Below are 15,646 nucleotides of genomic sequence, written 5' to 3' on the forward strand. Positions count from 1 at the left end.
ATGATGAATAGACAACCTATCATTGAGCTAATTCAGTTTTCCATTGATAGCCGACTTATCAATATTAATGAAACTGTGTTTGCGGGAGAGCAAATTCATTTACTTGGTGCAAATGGGACGGGGAAAAGTACCTTGCTCAGTGGAATGAGTGGTTTTTTAGCTTTTCAAGGACAATTAAATATTAATGGTCGGGCGCTCAACGAGTATCGGGTGCAAGCTTTGCGTCAGCAGAGAGCCTATTTTCCTCAGCAAGTATCAACGCAACCTATTTTAAAAGTCTTTCAATATCTGGCGCTGTTTTATTCATCAAATGAGTATCAAATAGCGTTATTTAACCAATTAACTGAAGATTTCCAATTAGCGTGCTTGTTAATGAAACCTATCACACAACTTTCGGGTGGTGAATGGCAGCGAGTCCGTATTATTGCAACTTTTTTGCAAGTTTGGGATCGTCAAGATTTAAGTGGAAAATTTATTCTATTTGATGAGCCAACAAACAATTTAGATATTATTCAACAATCCAAGCTTGATAAATGGGTGAAATATTTTTGTGATTGCCAAGGAACGGTTATAATGAGTGGGCATAACTTGAGTCATTCATATCGACATGCAAGTCGTATATGGATGTTAAAAAAAGGTGAAATTATTTTTTCAGGTAAACCTGAGCAAGTGATGACTGACTTTAATTTATCTGAGATATTTGCAAGTAAAATTATTTCAAGTACAGATAGCGAAACGAAAACTTGGCAAGTAATTAGTTTTGACGAGTAGCAGAAAAATTGTTTTAATCGTCGGTTTCATTATGCTTTACGATATAAGAAATGTTTTCAGGTGTTGATGTTCGGTTAAAGTAACTTTAACTAGAATACTCTCTTCTTAATAAAAAATTAGGCTACAGATTATATGAGCAATTTCCTTCCGTTTTCAAAACCGGCAATCGGTGACGAAGAGGTTAAGGCAGTAGAGAAAGTTCTACGTTCAGGCTGGATTACGACAGGGCCTCAGAACCATCAGTTGGAACAAGATTTTTGTGAACGTTATGGTTGTAAGCATGCAATAGCGCTAAGTTCAGCCACTGCGGGTATGCATGTTGTTTTAATGGCATTGGGTATCGGCCCAGGCGATGAGGTGATCACCCCGTCGCAGACATGGGTATCCACCATTAATATGATTGAGTTATTAGGCGCGACACCCGTTATGATTGATGTCGACCGTGATACATTAATGGTACAACCCGATGTGGTAGAAAAAGCGCTTACTGCGAAAACGAAAGCGATAATTCCTGTACATTACGCAGGTGCTCCTTGTGATCTTGACGCTTTGCGTACTATCGCGCAAAAAGCGGGAGTGGCGTTGATTGAAGATGCGGCTCATGCGGTGGGAACGCGCTATAAAGAAGAATGGATTGGTCAGCAGGGAACCGCTATTTTTTCTTTTCATGCAATTAAAAATGTGACGTGTGCGGAAGGTGGATTAGTCGTCACTGATGATGATGAATTAGCACAGCGCGTTCGTACCTTAAAATTCCATGGTCTCGGGGTTGACGCCTTTGATAGACAAATGCAAGGTCGAAAACCACAAGCAGAAGTGGTTGAACCTGGTTTAAAATATAATTTATCTGATATTCATGCAGCGATTGCTGTTGTTCAGTTGTCTCGTGTTGAAGAAATGAATCAACGTCGTGCACAATTGGTAGCGCGTTATCGTGCCGCACTGAAAGACTCCCCATTACAAATGCTTTCAGTTCCTGAATATTCACATTTGCATGCTAACCACTTATTTATGGTGCGTGTCGATAAAAGTGTATGCGGTATTGATCGTGATAGCTTTATGGAAAAACTAAAAGCGTATGATATCGGTACAGGTTTACATTTCCGTGCCGCACATACACAGAAATATTACCGTGAGAAATACCCAGAGCTCTCACTCGTAGAGTCAGAATGGAACACCGCGACCCTTTGTTCCCTGCCTCTCTTCCCTGATATGTCTGATGCAGATGTTGATCGGGTTGTTAAAGCGATAAATGAAATCCTTTTGGAGTCAAAATAGTGTCATTTGTAGATGAATTTGAAGAGATAAAAAAAGTCTCTGTTGTAATCCCTGTTTATAATGAAGAGCAAAGCCTACCTCAGTTACTTGAGCGTACAATTAAAGCGTGTAAACAACTTACGCAAGAGTATGAGTTGATTTTAGTGGATGATGGGAGTAGTGACCGTTCCGCTAAAATGTTGACTGAGGCAGCAGAAAATCCTGATAACCATGTTATCGCGATTATTTTGAATCGTAATTATGGGCAGCATTCTGCAATTATGGCTGGTTTCAATCAAGCGGATGGTGATTTGGTGATTACACTGGATGCTGATTTACAAAACCCTCCAGAAGAGATCCCTCGCTTAGTGCAAACGGCGGCACAAGGCTATGATGTTGTTGGCACGCGTCGTGCTAACCGTCAAGATTCTTGGTTCCGTAAAACGGCATCTAAAATGATTAATGCGATGATCACAAAAGCGACCGGTCGCTCTATGGGCGATTATGGTTGTATGTTGCGTGCTTATCGCCGTCATATTATTGATGCGATGTTACAATGCCATGAAAGAAGTACATTTATTCCAATTTTAGCCAACACGTTTGCTCGTAGAACCATTGAAATTGATGTAGCGCATGCTGAACGTGAGTTTGGCGATTCTAAATACAGCTTTATGAAGCTGATTAATTTAATGTATGACCTGTTGACGTGTTTAACAACAGCACCTTTGCGTTTGTTAAGTGTTGTTGGGAGTATTATTGCAGCAGGCGGTTTCTTGCTTGCAGTGTTGTTAATCGTATTACGTTTGCTCTTTGGTGCAACATGGGCCGCTGACGGCGTATTCACACTGTTTGCAATACTCTTTATGTTTATCGGTGCACAATTTGTTGCTATGGGCTTGCTTGGTGAATATATCGGCAGGATTTATAATGATGTGCGCGCGAGACCCCGTTATTTTATTCAAAAAGTCGTCGGTGCTAAGGCTAAGACTGACAAAAACCAGGAAGAAAACTAATGAAAGCTATTGTTTTTGCCTATCATGATATTGGCTGTGTAGGGCTGAAAGCGCTAAAAAAAGCAGGTTTCGATATTCAAGCAGTATTTACTCATACTGATGATCCTAACGAAAACCACTTTTTCTCTTCAGTAGCGCGTGTCAGCGCGGACATGGAACTTCCTGTTTACGCGCCAGAAAACGTAAACCATCCGCTATGGATTGAACGTATTCGCGAATTAAAACCTGATGTAATTTTCTCATTCTATTACCGCGATATGCTCAGTGAAGAATTGCTGGCATTGGCCCCTAAAGGTGCATTTAACCTGCATGGCTCTTTACTGCCTAAATACCGCGGTCGTGCGCCAATTAACTGGGCATTGCTGAACGGCGAGAAAGAAACAGGCGTGACGTTGCACAAAATGGTCACTAAAGCCGACGCTGGTGACATTGTTGCACAAGAAAAAGTCACAATCACCGATACTGATACTGCATTAACGTTACACGCAAAAGTTCGTGAAGCGGCTGAAGTACTGTTAGATAAAACACTGCCATTGATTGAAGCGGGTAGCTATAAAACAGTGGCGCAAGATGAGAGCCAAGCAAGCTATTTCGGTCGTCGTACCGCTCAAGATGGCTTGATCGACTGGAACCGTTCTGCAAAAGAAATTGATTGCTTAATTCGTGCTGTTACTGAGCCATACCCAGGCGCATTTACCTATTTAGGTGAGCGTAAAATGGTAATTTGGCGTGCACGTGTGCTCGATGATAATCAAGGTAAACGCGCGGGTACAGTATTATCAAGTGACCCTCTGCGTATTGCTTGTGGCGAAGGGGCTATTGAAGTTGTTAGTGGTCAGGGTGACTCCGGTTTATATATGCAAGGCAACCGTCTAGCAAATGAAATGGGTATCGTGACTGATGTTCGTGTAGGGCCAAAACCGACTGCACAAATTAAACGTCGTAAGCGTGTTCTGATCTTAGGTGTTAACGGTTTTATCGGTAACCATTTAACAGAGCGTTTATTGCAAGATGATAATTATGATATCTATGGTATGGATATCAGCTCATCGGCGATTGACCGCTTTATTGGTAACCCACGTTTCCACTTTATCGAAGGTGACGTCAGTATTCATACCGAATGGATCGAATACCACATTAAGAAATGTGACGTTATTCTGCCATTGGTGGCGATTGCAACACCAATCGAATATACCCGTAACCCACTGCGTGTCTTTGAATTAGATTTTGAAGAAAACCTGAAAATCGTGCGTTACTGCGTGAAATATAACAAACGTATTATCTTCCCATCGACTTCTGAAGTTTATGGTATGTGTGATGATAAAGAGTTTGATGAAGATGAGTCACGTTTGATTGTTGGTCCTATCAATAAACAGCGCTGGATCTACTCTGTGTCTAAACAGCTGTTAGACCGAGTAATTTGGGCATATGGCGCGAAAGAAGGCTTGAAATTTACGTTATTCCGTCCGTTTAACTGGATGGGGCCACGTTTGGATAGCCTGAACTCAGCACGTATTGGTAGCTCTCGTGCGATCACTCAGTTAATCTTGAATTTAGTTGAAGGTTCGCCAATTAAATTGGTTGATGGTGGTGAGCAAAAACGCTGTTTCACTGATATTAAAGATGGTATCGAAGCACTGTTCCGTATTATTGAAAACAAAGACGGCAAATGCGACGGTCAGATCATCAATATCGGTAACCCAACAAACGAAGCAAGCATTCGCCAATTAGCTGAAATGTTACTTGAAAGTTTCGAAAAACACCCTCTACGCGGCCATTTCCCTCCGTTTGCAGGTTTCCGTGAAATCGAAAGTAGCAGCTACTATGGTAAAGGTTATCAAGATGTTGAGCACCGTAAACCAAGCGTGGAAAATGCACGTCGTCTGCTTGATTGGGTTCCAACAATCGATATGAAAGATACTATTGAAGAGACACTGGATTTCTTCTTGCAAGGTGCGGTAGAAGAATTAGGTAAGAACTAATGAAAAAAGTTGGCTTGAGAATTGATGTGGATACCTATCGAGGCACATTAGAAGGTGTACCGCAACTACTCAACGTGCTGAAACAGCATGACATTCAGGCCAGCTTTTTCTTCAGTGTAGGACCCGATAACATGGGGCGCCATTTATGGCGCCTTTTGCGTCCTAAATTCCTGTGGAAAATGCTGAGGTCAAATGCCGCCTCCCTATATGGGCTAGATATTTTATTGGCGGGTACAGCGTGGCCAGGTAAAAAAATAGCCAAAGATTTAGGCTATTTGATGAAACAAACGCTAGATGCAGGTCATGAAGTAGGGTTGCATGCTTGGGATCACCAAGGTTGGCAAGCCAAAGTGGCTAAATGGAGCGAAGCCCAATTAACGGAGCAGGTTAAATTGGGGGTTGATGCTTTGCAGCAAGCCATCGGTCAGCCTGTTACGTGTTCGGCGGTTGCTGGCTGGCGAGGCGATGAACGTGTGCTTGAGGTTAAACAAAAGTTTGGTTTTAATTACAATAGCGATTGTCGCGGTAAGTATCCATTTAGACCCATTTTACGTGATGGTTCAATAGGCACGGTACAAATTCCTGTCACATTACCGACTTATGATGAAGTCGTTGGCACCGTTGTCAGTGATGAAAATTTTAATGATTTTATCCTTCAAGCGATAAAAGAGGATCAAGGTGTCCCCGTTTACACCATTCATACTGAAGTTGAAGGTATGTCTAAATCAGAACAATTTTCACAATTATTGGAACGAATTGCCCAAGAAGAAATCCAATTCTGTACATTGAGTGATTTGCTGCCAGAAGACATTAGCACTTTACCTAAAGGGAAAGTCGTGAGAGCGCCATTCCCAGGGCGTGAGGGTTGGCTTGGCTGCCAAGAAGAGGGATAGTATAAGCATGTTGAATAATCGAGCGAGCAAAGTAGGAGCCTCTCTGCTGGCTCTTTTTTTTATCTTAACTTATCTGCTACCGTTAAATAGCCGTTTACTCTGGCAACCTGACGAAACACGATATGCAGAAATCAGCCGTGAAATGTTACAACGCGGTGATTGGATCGTGCCATATATGCTGGATATACGCTATTTTGAAAAGCCAGTAGCAGGCTATTGGATCAACAATATTAGCCAAATGATTTTTGGCGATACTAACTTTGCAGTTCGTTTTGGTTCGGTATTTTGTATTTTGCTCAGTGCATTACTTGTTTACCGAATGGCAAAAATGATGTGGCGTAACAACCATGTCGCTTATGTCGCAAGTTTTATTTATGTGTCGATGTTCTTGGTATTTGCTGTCGGCACCTATAGTGTACTTGACCCTATGCTATCACTCTGGATAGCAGCCAGTATGTATTGTTGCCTATGGGCAATGAAGGCGCGTGGCATAAAAGAAAAACTTGCTGCATGGATATGTCTTGGTTTAGCGTGTGGGATGGCCTTTATGACTAAAGGGTTCCTTGCGCTTGCCATTCCTGTGATTGTAATGTTGCCTATCACAATCTACCAAAAGCGCTTTCTTGAGATGGTGAAGTATGGGCCATTGGCGATTATATCAGCGGTTATCATTAGTTTACCTTGGGCGCTAGCCATCGCTAAACAGGAGCCTGACTATTGGAATTACTTCTTCTGGATAGAGCACATTAAACGTTTTACCGCCGATGATGCGCAACACATTGCTCCTTTTTGGTATTACATTCCGATTATTTTATTAGGCAGTATACCTTGGGTTGGGTTATTACCTGGCTCTTTGCTGAAAGGTTGGAGAGAGCGCAAATCAAGTCCAGATATGTTTTTCTTGCTCTGTTGGTTTATTGTGCCTGTGATCTTCTTCAGCATTTCACGCGGCAAATTGCCAACATATATGCTGCCATTTATGGCTCCACTAGCACTGCTCATGGCTAAATATGGGGTGGATTGTGTACGCAGTGGGAAGATGAAAGCATTAAAGGCCAATGGCATGATCAACGTTGCGATTGGGGTGCTCGCCGTAATCGCTGTCATTGTTGTCAGTACGGTGATTAAGCGCCCGTTATACGAAGCCGACGAATGGTCAAAAATGGTGCTTGGTATCGTTGCTTTTTCGATTTGGGGTATCATCGGTTACCTATGTACCGTGTTAAATGCCAAATATTGGCTATGGGCCGCCTCTTGCTCGTTGGCGGTGAGCCTGTGTATCGGTAGTGCATTGCCAAATAACACGATAAATTCCAAACTGCCACAGAGCTTTATCCACCAAAACCATGACTTGTTGATGGATAGCAAATATCTTATGGCGAGTAATGTGGGCATTGCAGCCGGGTTAGCGTGGGAAACGAAAAACGCTAATATCTACCTGTATAATAGCAGCGGTGAGCTGACTTATGGTTTGGAATACCCGGATAGCCAACACCGTTTAGTGAAGCCTGATCAATTTGCGGCTTGGTTGGCAAAAGCTCGCCAAGAAGGCCAAGTGACAGTGGTTTTCTTACTTGGACGTAAAGAAGGATTACCGGATATTCCTAAGCCAGATGAGGTGATCAGTAATTCGCGAATTGCGATAGTGGTGTATCACAAACAATGATTGCTCAATTATTATTACTGCTTTTAGTTAGTGTACTCACTTGCCTTGGGCAAATAGCGCAAAAGCAAGCGGTGGTATGCTGGCAGGGTGATAAACATAATAAAACGGCATCAGCCATTCGTTGGCTGGTGCTGGCATTGCTAATGCTTGGGTTAGGCATGCTGTTTTGGCTTAAATTGCTCGAAAGCATGCCGCTTAGCATTGCGTATCCAATGCTTAGTATTAATTTTGTGTTGGTTACTTTGATTGGTCAGTTTGTCTACCATGAGCAGACAGGGCTTAATCATTGGTTAGGTGTGGCGGCAATTATGTTTGGTATTTTCTTGATGAGTATAAGCGGATGAACAAAGGCTATTTTTGGGTAATAGGAAGTGCGCTATTAGTCACCATTGCACAATTAAGCTTAAAAGCAGGTGTAGTGGGGTTGCCTTCGTTTACATTAGGATGGCATTGGTTACAATCTGAATGGCTACTCGCAAATCTGGCAAATCTTAGCATAGTGTTCGTGGGGTTAGTCTGCTATGCCTTATCAATGCTATGTTGGTTGTTTGCACTAAAATCCATCCCGCTTAATAAAGCCTATCCGCTGATTAGTTTAAGCTATGTATTTGTTTATCTATTGGCGGTTATTTTACCTTGGTATCATGAACCCGCGACTTGGCTAAAAGCAGGGGGCGTTGCATTTATTATCCTTGGTGTTTGGTTAATTAGCCGTCCAACAAAAGGACAATCTCAAAAGTAGAATAATTTGGTTGCGTGATAATTTATTTTTCATATTTGAGCAACTATGATAATAAATTAAGCGTGTCGATTGTTTATTTAAGGGTGCAACATGATAATAAAATGGCAACACCTACCATTATTGCTTTCATTAGTGTTGATTGGCTGCTCTTCCACGTCGGTAAAAAGAACGCCACCACCGCCACTAAAAACGCAATTATCTGACCCTATAATGACCATTGCACAACTTAAAGAACAGTTAGAGCAATGGTATGGTACGCCATATAATTATGGTGGGATGAGTCAAAGCGGTATTGATTGCTCTGGGTTTGTTTACCGTACATTTAGCGACCGTTTTGCTATCCAATTGCCGCGTACAACGATAGATCAAACACGATTGGGAACGCGTATTGATAAATCCGACCTGATGCCAGGTGATCTCGTCTTCTTTAAAACGGGGTCCGGTGAAAATGGTTTACATGTCGGAATTTATGATACAGATAATACCTTTATTCATGCATCGACCAGTAAGGGTGTGATCCGTTCGTCAATGGATAATGTGTATTGGCGAAAAGTGTTTTGGCAAGCGCGGCGTATCTGATTTCCCGTGTGATCCCCTCATTTTTGTCTTCAATTATGCTATCTTAGTTGCAACTTTTGTTTCTAGGATAGCTTAATGTCTCGCTTACGTTTACTGATTTCAGAATCTTTCGACCCTTGGTTTAATCTTGCGGTTGAAGAGACGATTTTTCGTCAAATGCCCGCCGATCAACGTGTTATGTTTTTATGGCGTAACGCTGACACGGTCGTTATTGGGCGAGCACAGAACCCATGGAAAGAGTGTAATACGCGTCGTATGGAAGAGGATAATGTACGCTTAGCTCGCCGTAGTAGCGGGGGCGGTGCCGTTTTTCAAGATCTCGGCAATACGTGTTTTACCTTCATGGCGGGCAAACCAGAATATGATAAAAGTATTTCGACAAAAATTATTGTGGATGGCTTAGCAAGGGTGGGGATCAATGCTGAGGTTTCTGGTCGCAATGATTTGGTATTAAACACCGATGATGGGCCAAGGAAAATATCAGGATCTGCTTACCGAGAAACCCGTGACAGAGGATTCCATCATGGTACTTTACTTATCAATTCTGATTTAAATCGGCTTGCAGATTATCTTAACCCTGACCCTAAAAAATTACAGGCTAAAGGGATCACTTCAGTTCGCTCAAGAGTCACGAATTTATGTGAACTGGTATCAGATATCAGTCATGAAAAAGTGTGCGAGGGTATCGTAAAAAGCTTTTTCGATTATTATGGTGAAACCGTTGAGGCTGAATTTATCTCACCTGAGAAATTACCGGACTTACCGCATTTTCGTGAAACTTTTGCGAAGCAAAGTAGTTGGGAATGGAATTTCGGTCAAGCACCTGCTTTTACCCATTATAGTGATACACGTTTCCCATGGGGAGGTATCGAATTTCATTTTGATATCGAAAAAGGGGTTATTAAACGTTGCCAATTTTTTACGGACAGTCTTGACCCATCCCCATTAGAATGGTTAAGCCAGAAACTTACCGATCAAGTTTACCAAACAGAAACCATTCGTAAATTAATATTAGAAATGCATCAAATATGGCCTGAATTAACCGAACAGTTATCTGATCTTGAAAGCTGGCTAGTGCATGAGTTAAGCTAAATACGCTTTGTTTCTATGCTGCTTAAATGTTACCTAACCCGAAATAAAAATAGGTAAGGGGTAGGTAACATTAAGCGTTATTTACCATGAATATTAATAGCGTCATCCGGTTTGTCTTCTATTTTTTCACTCAAACCAAAATCTTCTATATAATTTTCTGAATTAAATAAATGATAATTTTCATTTAGAAGTGGATTAGAAACGCCTAACCAATTAGCAATACCATCAATAAACATCATCCCAGATTTGTTAGCAACAATATATTGAGTTGATTGGTGATCGGAAGAGAGCTGGATTAATGGAACACGGTACGCATATTTTGTTTTTCCGTGTAGGAGCTTTATTTGGTCTCCCTCTTCTTGATGGGAAAGACCATGATCAGCAAAGTAAATCATTGAGAATTTACGTTCTTTTTGTTGGTATTGCGTCTCTAACAATGAATAAATTGACTCAAGGATCTCATCTGTTTTATTAATGCTTGCAACATAGCAGGAGATATTATGATATTGCCTATCTTGGGTAATAAAATGATTTTCATAATCCTGAATTCTACCGCATGGGTTCGGGTGTGAACCATAAAGATGTATAATAAATAATCTTTTCTGTTTCTTTTGGATAGGGGCATTTAATTCTTTTTGAAAGATAGGAATAAGGGAAAAATCACTTTCATCATTAGAATTGAAGGCACCGAGTTTATTGAATTTTTTCACATCAGCATGCTTTGCTATAAAGGTAATTGGAGTGTCGTGTTTACCGATATAACCTTGATTCGATATCCAGTATGTTTTGAAACCGGCTGATTTGGCGAGTCCAACTAGATTTAAGCCATAATTAGGTTCTAATTTTTCTTTATCTGACTGTGTTAACATTAATCTTAATGAGCCAATAGTGTTATTTCCAGCACTGTTTAACCCATCAATAATGGTACTGTTCACACGGCTTAAGAAGGGGGTGTTATTTATAGGGTATCCATAGACACCCATATAATCACGGCGAACACTCTCTCCGATCACTAATACATAGTCATCATAACGGCTGTTGTTATTTAACGTTGATTTTCCCCATTCGCTGGGTTTGGTAAAATCATGTAGTGCGCTAACTTCACCCTTAACCTTAGATACGGATTCATAAATATTGTAGAAATAATCAAATGGCGATTGATTAATCAAGGCAATTATCACCAGAATGATCATCAGTGTTTTGTTTCGATAATAATTAATATTTAATTTTGTACATAATTTTTGGAAGGCGAATATTCCAACAATAATGAGGACGGCATAAAGATAATGAGTAAATGGAATTTGTGTGAAAAACTCAATGCCTTCAATAGCATCAGTTGCAATAACCGAAGCAAAATATTGGTAGGTTGGTTTATCAAAGGTCAGTCCAATAGGCGTATAAATAGCATACAATATTGCTATTGGTACACCTATCCAATAATAAGCTTTTTTTGAAGCGTAAAGGATAATATAAAGAGCACAGACGAGCGTAATGTCTCTCGGAGTTGGATGAGCATACCCAGAACCTTTCAACATTAATTTTGATGAAACGATAAGAATGATGAGTGGTATAATGTATAAAAAATAGTGTTTTATTTTTAAAATTTTATTTTGCATTCTATTTTTATACCATGCAAATAATCTGGAATGTCCCACAAAAACAGCCTTTATAACAATAAAAAAATAATATTAATAATAATTTAACTATAACACTCATAAATGAGTTGCCGCAGATTATGTTTTTTTTCACTGAATGTCAAAAAAATACACATTGGACGTGTGTGCTTTAAAGGCATGACATCACTCTATTATCCGTTCTGAAATGATTTTTTAAGAGAAGATAGCTTTCTTTTGTTGCTATATAAGGCGGTATTGAGGATAAACTTGTTAGCGATATGGGCAAATTTCAAAAAAAGAGCCGGTATTTACCGGCTCGGACATAGACTTCAATGTTTAGGGAATGAAAAAATAATTAAGGGGACTATTAATACTCAACTATACAACTGAAATTTATTTAGTTGTTGCAGTTGCAAGACATAAATGTTTTACATTCAGGCAACTGACCACTTTGACGAAATTTTGCTGGGGTAATGTCAAAGTGTTTTTTAAAGATACGTGTAAAAGTGGCTTGTGAGCTAAAACCATATTGCAGAGCGATATCTAAAATTGGCAGGTTACCATTGCGTAATGATTTAGCAGCTTCTAATAAACGGCGTTTACGAACGTATTCGCCAAGCGTGCAACCTTTCATTTCTTTGAAAACACGCTGTAAATGCCACTTTGAATAACCACTTTTATCGGCAAGTGTGTCGATTTTGATGCCTTCATTGCGCTGTAACTGACTTTCCAGCCATTTAACAATATCGTTGACTACACTCTCAGACATATTTACCTCCCACTTCTATGGGTTATTGTTCATTAATAACTAATAATAACTAAAGAAATTACTGTCTATTCTTCCCATTTTTCCGATATATCGATAGGCATAACGTGCTTTTTTTTAATGAGAATAGTTATTGATACGATAGATTTTATTAATAATTCAAATTTATACATACAAGAGTGTATGTTATTTGTCTATTAAAATCAAATAGCTGAGTGTAAATGGTAGGGGTTGATATATCAAAAAAGCAGTCGGATATATCAAGTTCAATTTTTTTGTTGGATGTATTCGAAATTATTAACCAAGTAAAATATTGAAAAATTAATTTAACTTAAGTTGTGACAGGTGTGCTGATTTTTACCATCAATACTTAGGAAATACCGAGGTAATAGTGACGGGGGTTAATGCTCAATAATCTGTGATTTTTGATGCTAATGGTTGACTGTTTAACTTTAGTTGAACTATCAAATAAGTCAATTTACTTAACGTATCTTTAACAATTTAAAAAAATCACTTGACTCAACATGGTATAAGCAAGAAATACATGGCGTGGCATTCATGTCCTGTTTTGGCAAAGAGGTTAGCTGGAGATGAAATTATGCAAAGGGAAGACTATTAGGTTTCTTGAGAAGACCCAAGAAACCTAATAGGTGACTAACGACGCAAGTAGATGTGTGGGGTGGCTGTTTCAGGATGTGAGATCACATCTAAATCTGCTTTATACCAACGAGTTAGATTTTCTGTCGTCAGAACTTCTTCAGGCGTACCTGCCGCCGCAAGTTGGCCTTGGTGAATTAAGTACACGCGATCAGCATACAGGGAGGTAAGGTTAAGATCGTGTAAGACGCAACACACGCCAAAAGGCCGCTCACGTGTTAATTGGTGTAATAACCGTAGGCTATGTTGTTGATGGTAAAGATCAAGAGCTGAAGTTGGTTCATCAAGAAAAAGACAAGCAGGGCTATGGTTGGGTTGCCAGACTTGAGCAAGTACTCGTGCTAACTGAACGCGTTGTTGTTCACCACCAGAAAGCTGACGGAAATCGCGTTGGCGTAATTCCAAACAATCTGTTTGTGCTAACGCCGCTTCAATGGCTTGTTGCTTATGCTCAGCGCCATACGGGCTACGCCCCATCGCCACGACATCTTCAACAGTAAAGGCAAATGATAAGCTACTTTGTTGCTTCATCACCGCACGTTTTTTCGCCAATGCATTATGTTGCCATTTGCGTAAATCTAAACCTTCTAACAGACACTCCCCGTGAGTGGGAGAGTGAAAACCAGTCAGTAGTTTTAATAAACTGGATTTTCCTGCACCGTTTGGACCAATAATGACGACCATTTCATGTTGCTGTATGGATAAACTGATATCTTTTATTAATACCTTATCGGCAACGTGAAAACTGAGGTTACGTGCTTCAAGTAGAGTTTGTGTATTCATGATGTTTAAACTCTCCCTGCTGGTTGACGTAAAATTAGCCATAAAAAGTAAGGCCCGCCAATGAGCCCTGTTAGTAATCCAACAGGAATTTCAGCAGGAGAAACCGCAGTTCGAGCAATGGTATCGGCAATTAAAAGTAAGGTCGCTCCAACAATCGCAGAGCCAGGTATTAGCCAGCGGTGATCAGGGCCTAGCGTCATACGGATTAAATGGGGCACCACGAGGCCGACGAAACCAATCACGCCACTCATTGCAACAGCACAACCTACCAGTAAGGCGCTAAGGAATAGTAAAATAAATTTTGTTCGCTCCACATTTAACCCGAGATAGTGAGCGTCTTCATCACCTAGTTGCAGTAGATTAAGTCTATTACCTTGCCAAAGGCAGACAAAGCAGGTCGGTAAGATAACACTGGCGGCAATCGTTAAGGAAGTCCAGTCGACATTCGCAAGTGTTCCCATCATCCATAAGCTAAAAGTACGCAGCTGTTGGTCATCGCTGATATAGCTTAGTACGCCGATGAATGACATACACAAGGCATTGATCGCAATCCCAGCGAGAAGTAAGCGTGCTAAATTCCCATTTGAGTAGCGATTTAAGCTAAAAATAATAATTGAAACAATAAGGCTGCCGACGAAAGCGGCGCCAATATGCCCATAGTTAAGTAGGGCGGTAGGTAATGAAAAAGAGAATACAATAAATGCAGCGACACATAAGGCCGCGCCACTGCTGATCCCTAATAAGCTGGGATCAGCAAGCGGGTTACGAAATAACCCCTGCATGATGGCACCTGAAACAGCAAGAGCAAGACCGACTAAAATCGCTAACAAAATACGTGGTAGCCGGATATTGAGCCAGATCTGCCAAAGAGGGTCTGTGGCAGGCGTCTGCCACAGAGTTTTAAACGATACATTCATTGCGCCAGCGTTGGAGGCAAGTAAGGCTATCGCCATCAAAACGAACAATAACGCAATGATAGCGAACAGAGGGTATTTAATTCGACTCATTGAAACTTCTCTAATGCCTCGCGTATCTGTTGCATGACTTTAGGGGTACCAAGGCTAAATCCAAGCATTCCCATATCATCAACAACGATTAGTGCCTTATTTTTTGCGGCAGGTGTCATTGCCAGGCCTGGCAATTTCCAGACTTTATCTTCACCACCTAATGATTTGATGCCTTCATGGGTGACGATAATCAAATCAGGTTGACTTGCAATCACACCTTCTTGTGATAATGGGCGGTAACTATTAAACCCGTTCATGGCGTTTTTAGCTCCCGCCGCTTTGATAAGACTATCCGCAGCGGTTTGCTGCCCCGCAGCAAGCGGCATTACGCCACCATGACTCATGATAAACAGAATTTTTTTATCTATGGGTGAGGTATTTACTTTGGCAATCTGTTGATTAAATTGCTCAACTAACCGTTTACCTTGTTCTGTTTTACCGACAGCATTAGCCACCGTTGTAATTTTTTCTGGAATGGCTTCTAATGCAGGCTTACCAGTCACCTTGATGACTTTTACACCACTTTTTTCTATCTGGGAAAGTGCCATTGAGGGTTTTGCTAGTTCACTGGCAAGCACAAGCGTTGGGCGCATAGAAAGCACACCTTCAGCGTTGAGCATTCGCATATAACCGACATCGGGTAGCTTAACAGCTTGAGCAGGATGAAGGCTGGTGCTATCTCGAGCAACCACTTGAGCGCCTGCATCAAGTTCAAAAACAATCTCCGTAACATCACCACCTAACGTGATGATCCGTTCGGCTGATTGAGCGGAAAAGCTCATGATTAATGTCACTGCAATTAGAAGCCATTGTTTCATTTTT

Annotated in this window: 15 protein-coding genes; 10 read left to right on the plus strand and 5 right to left on the minus strand. The window is 40.8% G+C overall.

Going from position 1 to position 15,646, the window contains the following annotated elements; all coding sequences use genetic code 11:
- The 10 genes from PSE69_RS07815 (at position 1) to PSE69_RS07860 (ending at position 9,995) form a co-directional block, all read left to right on the plus strand.
- Positions 1–771: a vitamin B12 ABC transporter ATP-binding protein BtuD gene (locus PSE69_RS07815; protein ID WP_121875057.1), complete on the plus strand. Its 771-nt coding sequence runs from the start codon at positions 1–3 to the stop codon at positions 769–771.
- A gap of 132 nt (positions 772–903) precedes the next feature.
- Positions 904–2,049 (plus strand): UDP-4-amino-4-deoxy-L-arabinose aminotransferase, encoded by a 1,146-nt coding sequence (arnB, locus tag PSE69_RS07820; protein WP_121875058.1) that lies wholly within the window; start codon positions 904–906, stop codon positions 2,047–2,049.
- Positions 2,049–3,041: an undecaprenyl-phosphate 4-deoxy-4-formamido-L-arabinose transferase gene (arnC, locus tag PSE69_RS07825; protein WP_004919099.1), complete on the plus strand. Its 993-nt coding sequence runs from the start codon at positions 2,049–2,051 to the stop codon at positions 3,039–3,041. Before arnB ends, arnC begins: the two co-directional genes overlap by 1 nt.
- Complete coding sequence (gene arnA / locus PSE69_RS07830; RefSeq protein ID WP_004919101.1) at positions 3,041–5,023, plus strand: bifunctional UDP-4-amino-4-deoxy-L-arabinose formyltransferase/UDP-glucuronic acid oxidase ArnA; 1,983 nt, start codon at positions 3,041–3,043, stop codon at positions 5,021–5,023. Before arnC ends, arnA begins: the two co-directional genes overlap by 1 nt.
- Positions 5,023–5,916: a 4-deoxy-4-formamido-L-arabinose-phosphoundecaprenol deformylase gene (gene arnD, locus PSE69_RS07835; RefSeq protein WP_004919102.1), complete on the plus strand. Its 894-nt coding sequence runs from the start codon at positions 5,023–5,025 to the stop codon at positions 5,914–5,916. The genes arnA and arnD overlap by 1 nt, the downstream gene beginning before the upstream one ends.
- Before the next feature lie 7 nt (positions 5,917–5,923).
- On the plus strand, positions 5,924–7,582 hold the full coding sequence (arnT, locus tag PSE69_RS07840; RefSeq protein WP_072502212.1) for a lipid IV(A) 4-amino-4-deoxy-L-arabinosyltransferase: 1,659 nt from the start codon (positions 5,924–5,926) through the stop codon (positions 7,580–7,582).
- Positions 7,579–7,926 carry a 4-amino-4-deoxy-L-arabinose-phosphoundecaprenol flippase subunit ArnE gene (gene arnE, locus PSE69_RS07845; RefSeq protein WP_004919105.1) on the plus strand — a complete coding sequence of 116 codons (348 nt, stop codon included), beginning with the start codon at positions 7,579–7,581 and terminating at the stop codon, positions 7,924–7,926. The genes arnT and arnE overlap by 4 nt, the downstream gene beginning before the upstream one ends.
- Complete coding sequence (gene arnF / locus PSE69_RS07850) at positions 7,923–8,324, plus strand: 4-amino-4-deoxy-L-arabinose-phosphoundecaprenol flippase subunit ArnF (protein WP_004919107.1); 402 nt, start codon at positions 7,923–7,925, stop codon at positions 8,322–8,324. Before arnE ends, arnF begins: the two co-directional genes overlap by 4 nt.
- A gap of 90 nt (positions 8,325–8,414) precedes the next feature.
- Positions 8,415–8,903 carry a C40 family peptidase gene (locus PSE69_RS07855; RefSeq protein WP_014658203.1) on the plus strand — a complete coding sequence of 163 codons (489 nt, stop codon included), beginning with the start codon at positions 8,415–8,417 and terminating at the stop codon, positions 8,901–8,903.
- 75 nt (positions 8,904–8,978) lie between these two features.
- Positions 8,979–9,995, plus strand: a complete 1,017-nt coding sequence (locus PSE69_RS07860) for a lipoate--protein ligase (protein WP_004919115.1) — start codon at positions 8,979–8,981, stop codon at positions 9,993–9,995.
- Positions 9,996–10,072: 77 nt separating this feature from the next.
- Here the strand turns inward: PSE69_RS07860 and PSE69_RS07865 are convergent, their stop codons facing one another.
- The 5 genes from PSE69_RS07865 to PSE69_RS07885 form a co-directional block, all read right to left on the minus strand.
- Positions 10,073–11,611: a sulfatase-like hydrolase/transferase gene (locus PSE69_RS07865; protein ID WP_061064119.1), complete on the minus strand. Its 1,539-nt coding sequence runs from the start codon at positions 11,609–11,611 to the stop codon at positions 10,073–10,075.
- Between the two features lie 397 nt (positions 11,612–12,008).
- Positions 12,009–12,380, minus strand: a complete 372-nt coding sequence (locus PSE69_RS07870) for a helix-turn-helix domain-containing protein (protein ID WP_272675201.1) — start codon at positions 12,378–12,380, stop codon at positions 12,009–12,011.
- A 651-nt stretch (positions 12,381–13,031) separates the two neighbouring features.
- Complete coding sequence (locus PSE69_RS07875) at positions 13,032–13,817, minus strand: heme ABC transporter ATP-binding protein (protein ID WP_121875264.1); 786 nt, start codon at positions 13,815–13,817, stop codon at positions 13,032–13,034.
- A gap of 5 nt (positions 13,818–13,822) precedes the next feature.
- A complete protein-coding gene (locus PSE69_RS07880) occupies positions 13,823–14,824 on the minus strand; it encodes a FecCD family ABC transporter permease (protein WP_004919125.1) in 1,002 nt (333 codons plus the stop codon).
- A complete protein-coding gene (locus PSE69_RS07885; protein WP_004919127.1) occupies positions 14,821–15,642 on the minus strand; it encodes a heme/hemin ABC transporter substrate-binding protein in 822 nt (273 codons plus the stop codon). The genes PSE69_RS07880 and PSE69_RS07885 overlap by 4 nt, the downstream gene beginning before the upstream one ends.
- Between the last annotated feature and the right edge of the window lie 4 nt (positions 15,643–15,646).

The sequence above is a fragment of the Providencia sp. PROV122 genome, from assembly GCF_028482365.1.
GTDB classification, from domain to species: Bacteria; Pseudomonadota; Gammaproteobacteria; order Enterobacterales; family Enterobacteriaceae; genus Providencia; species Providencia stuartii.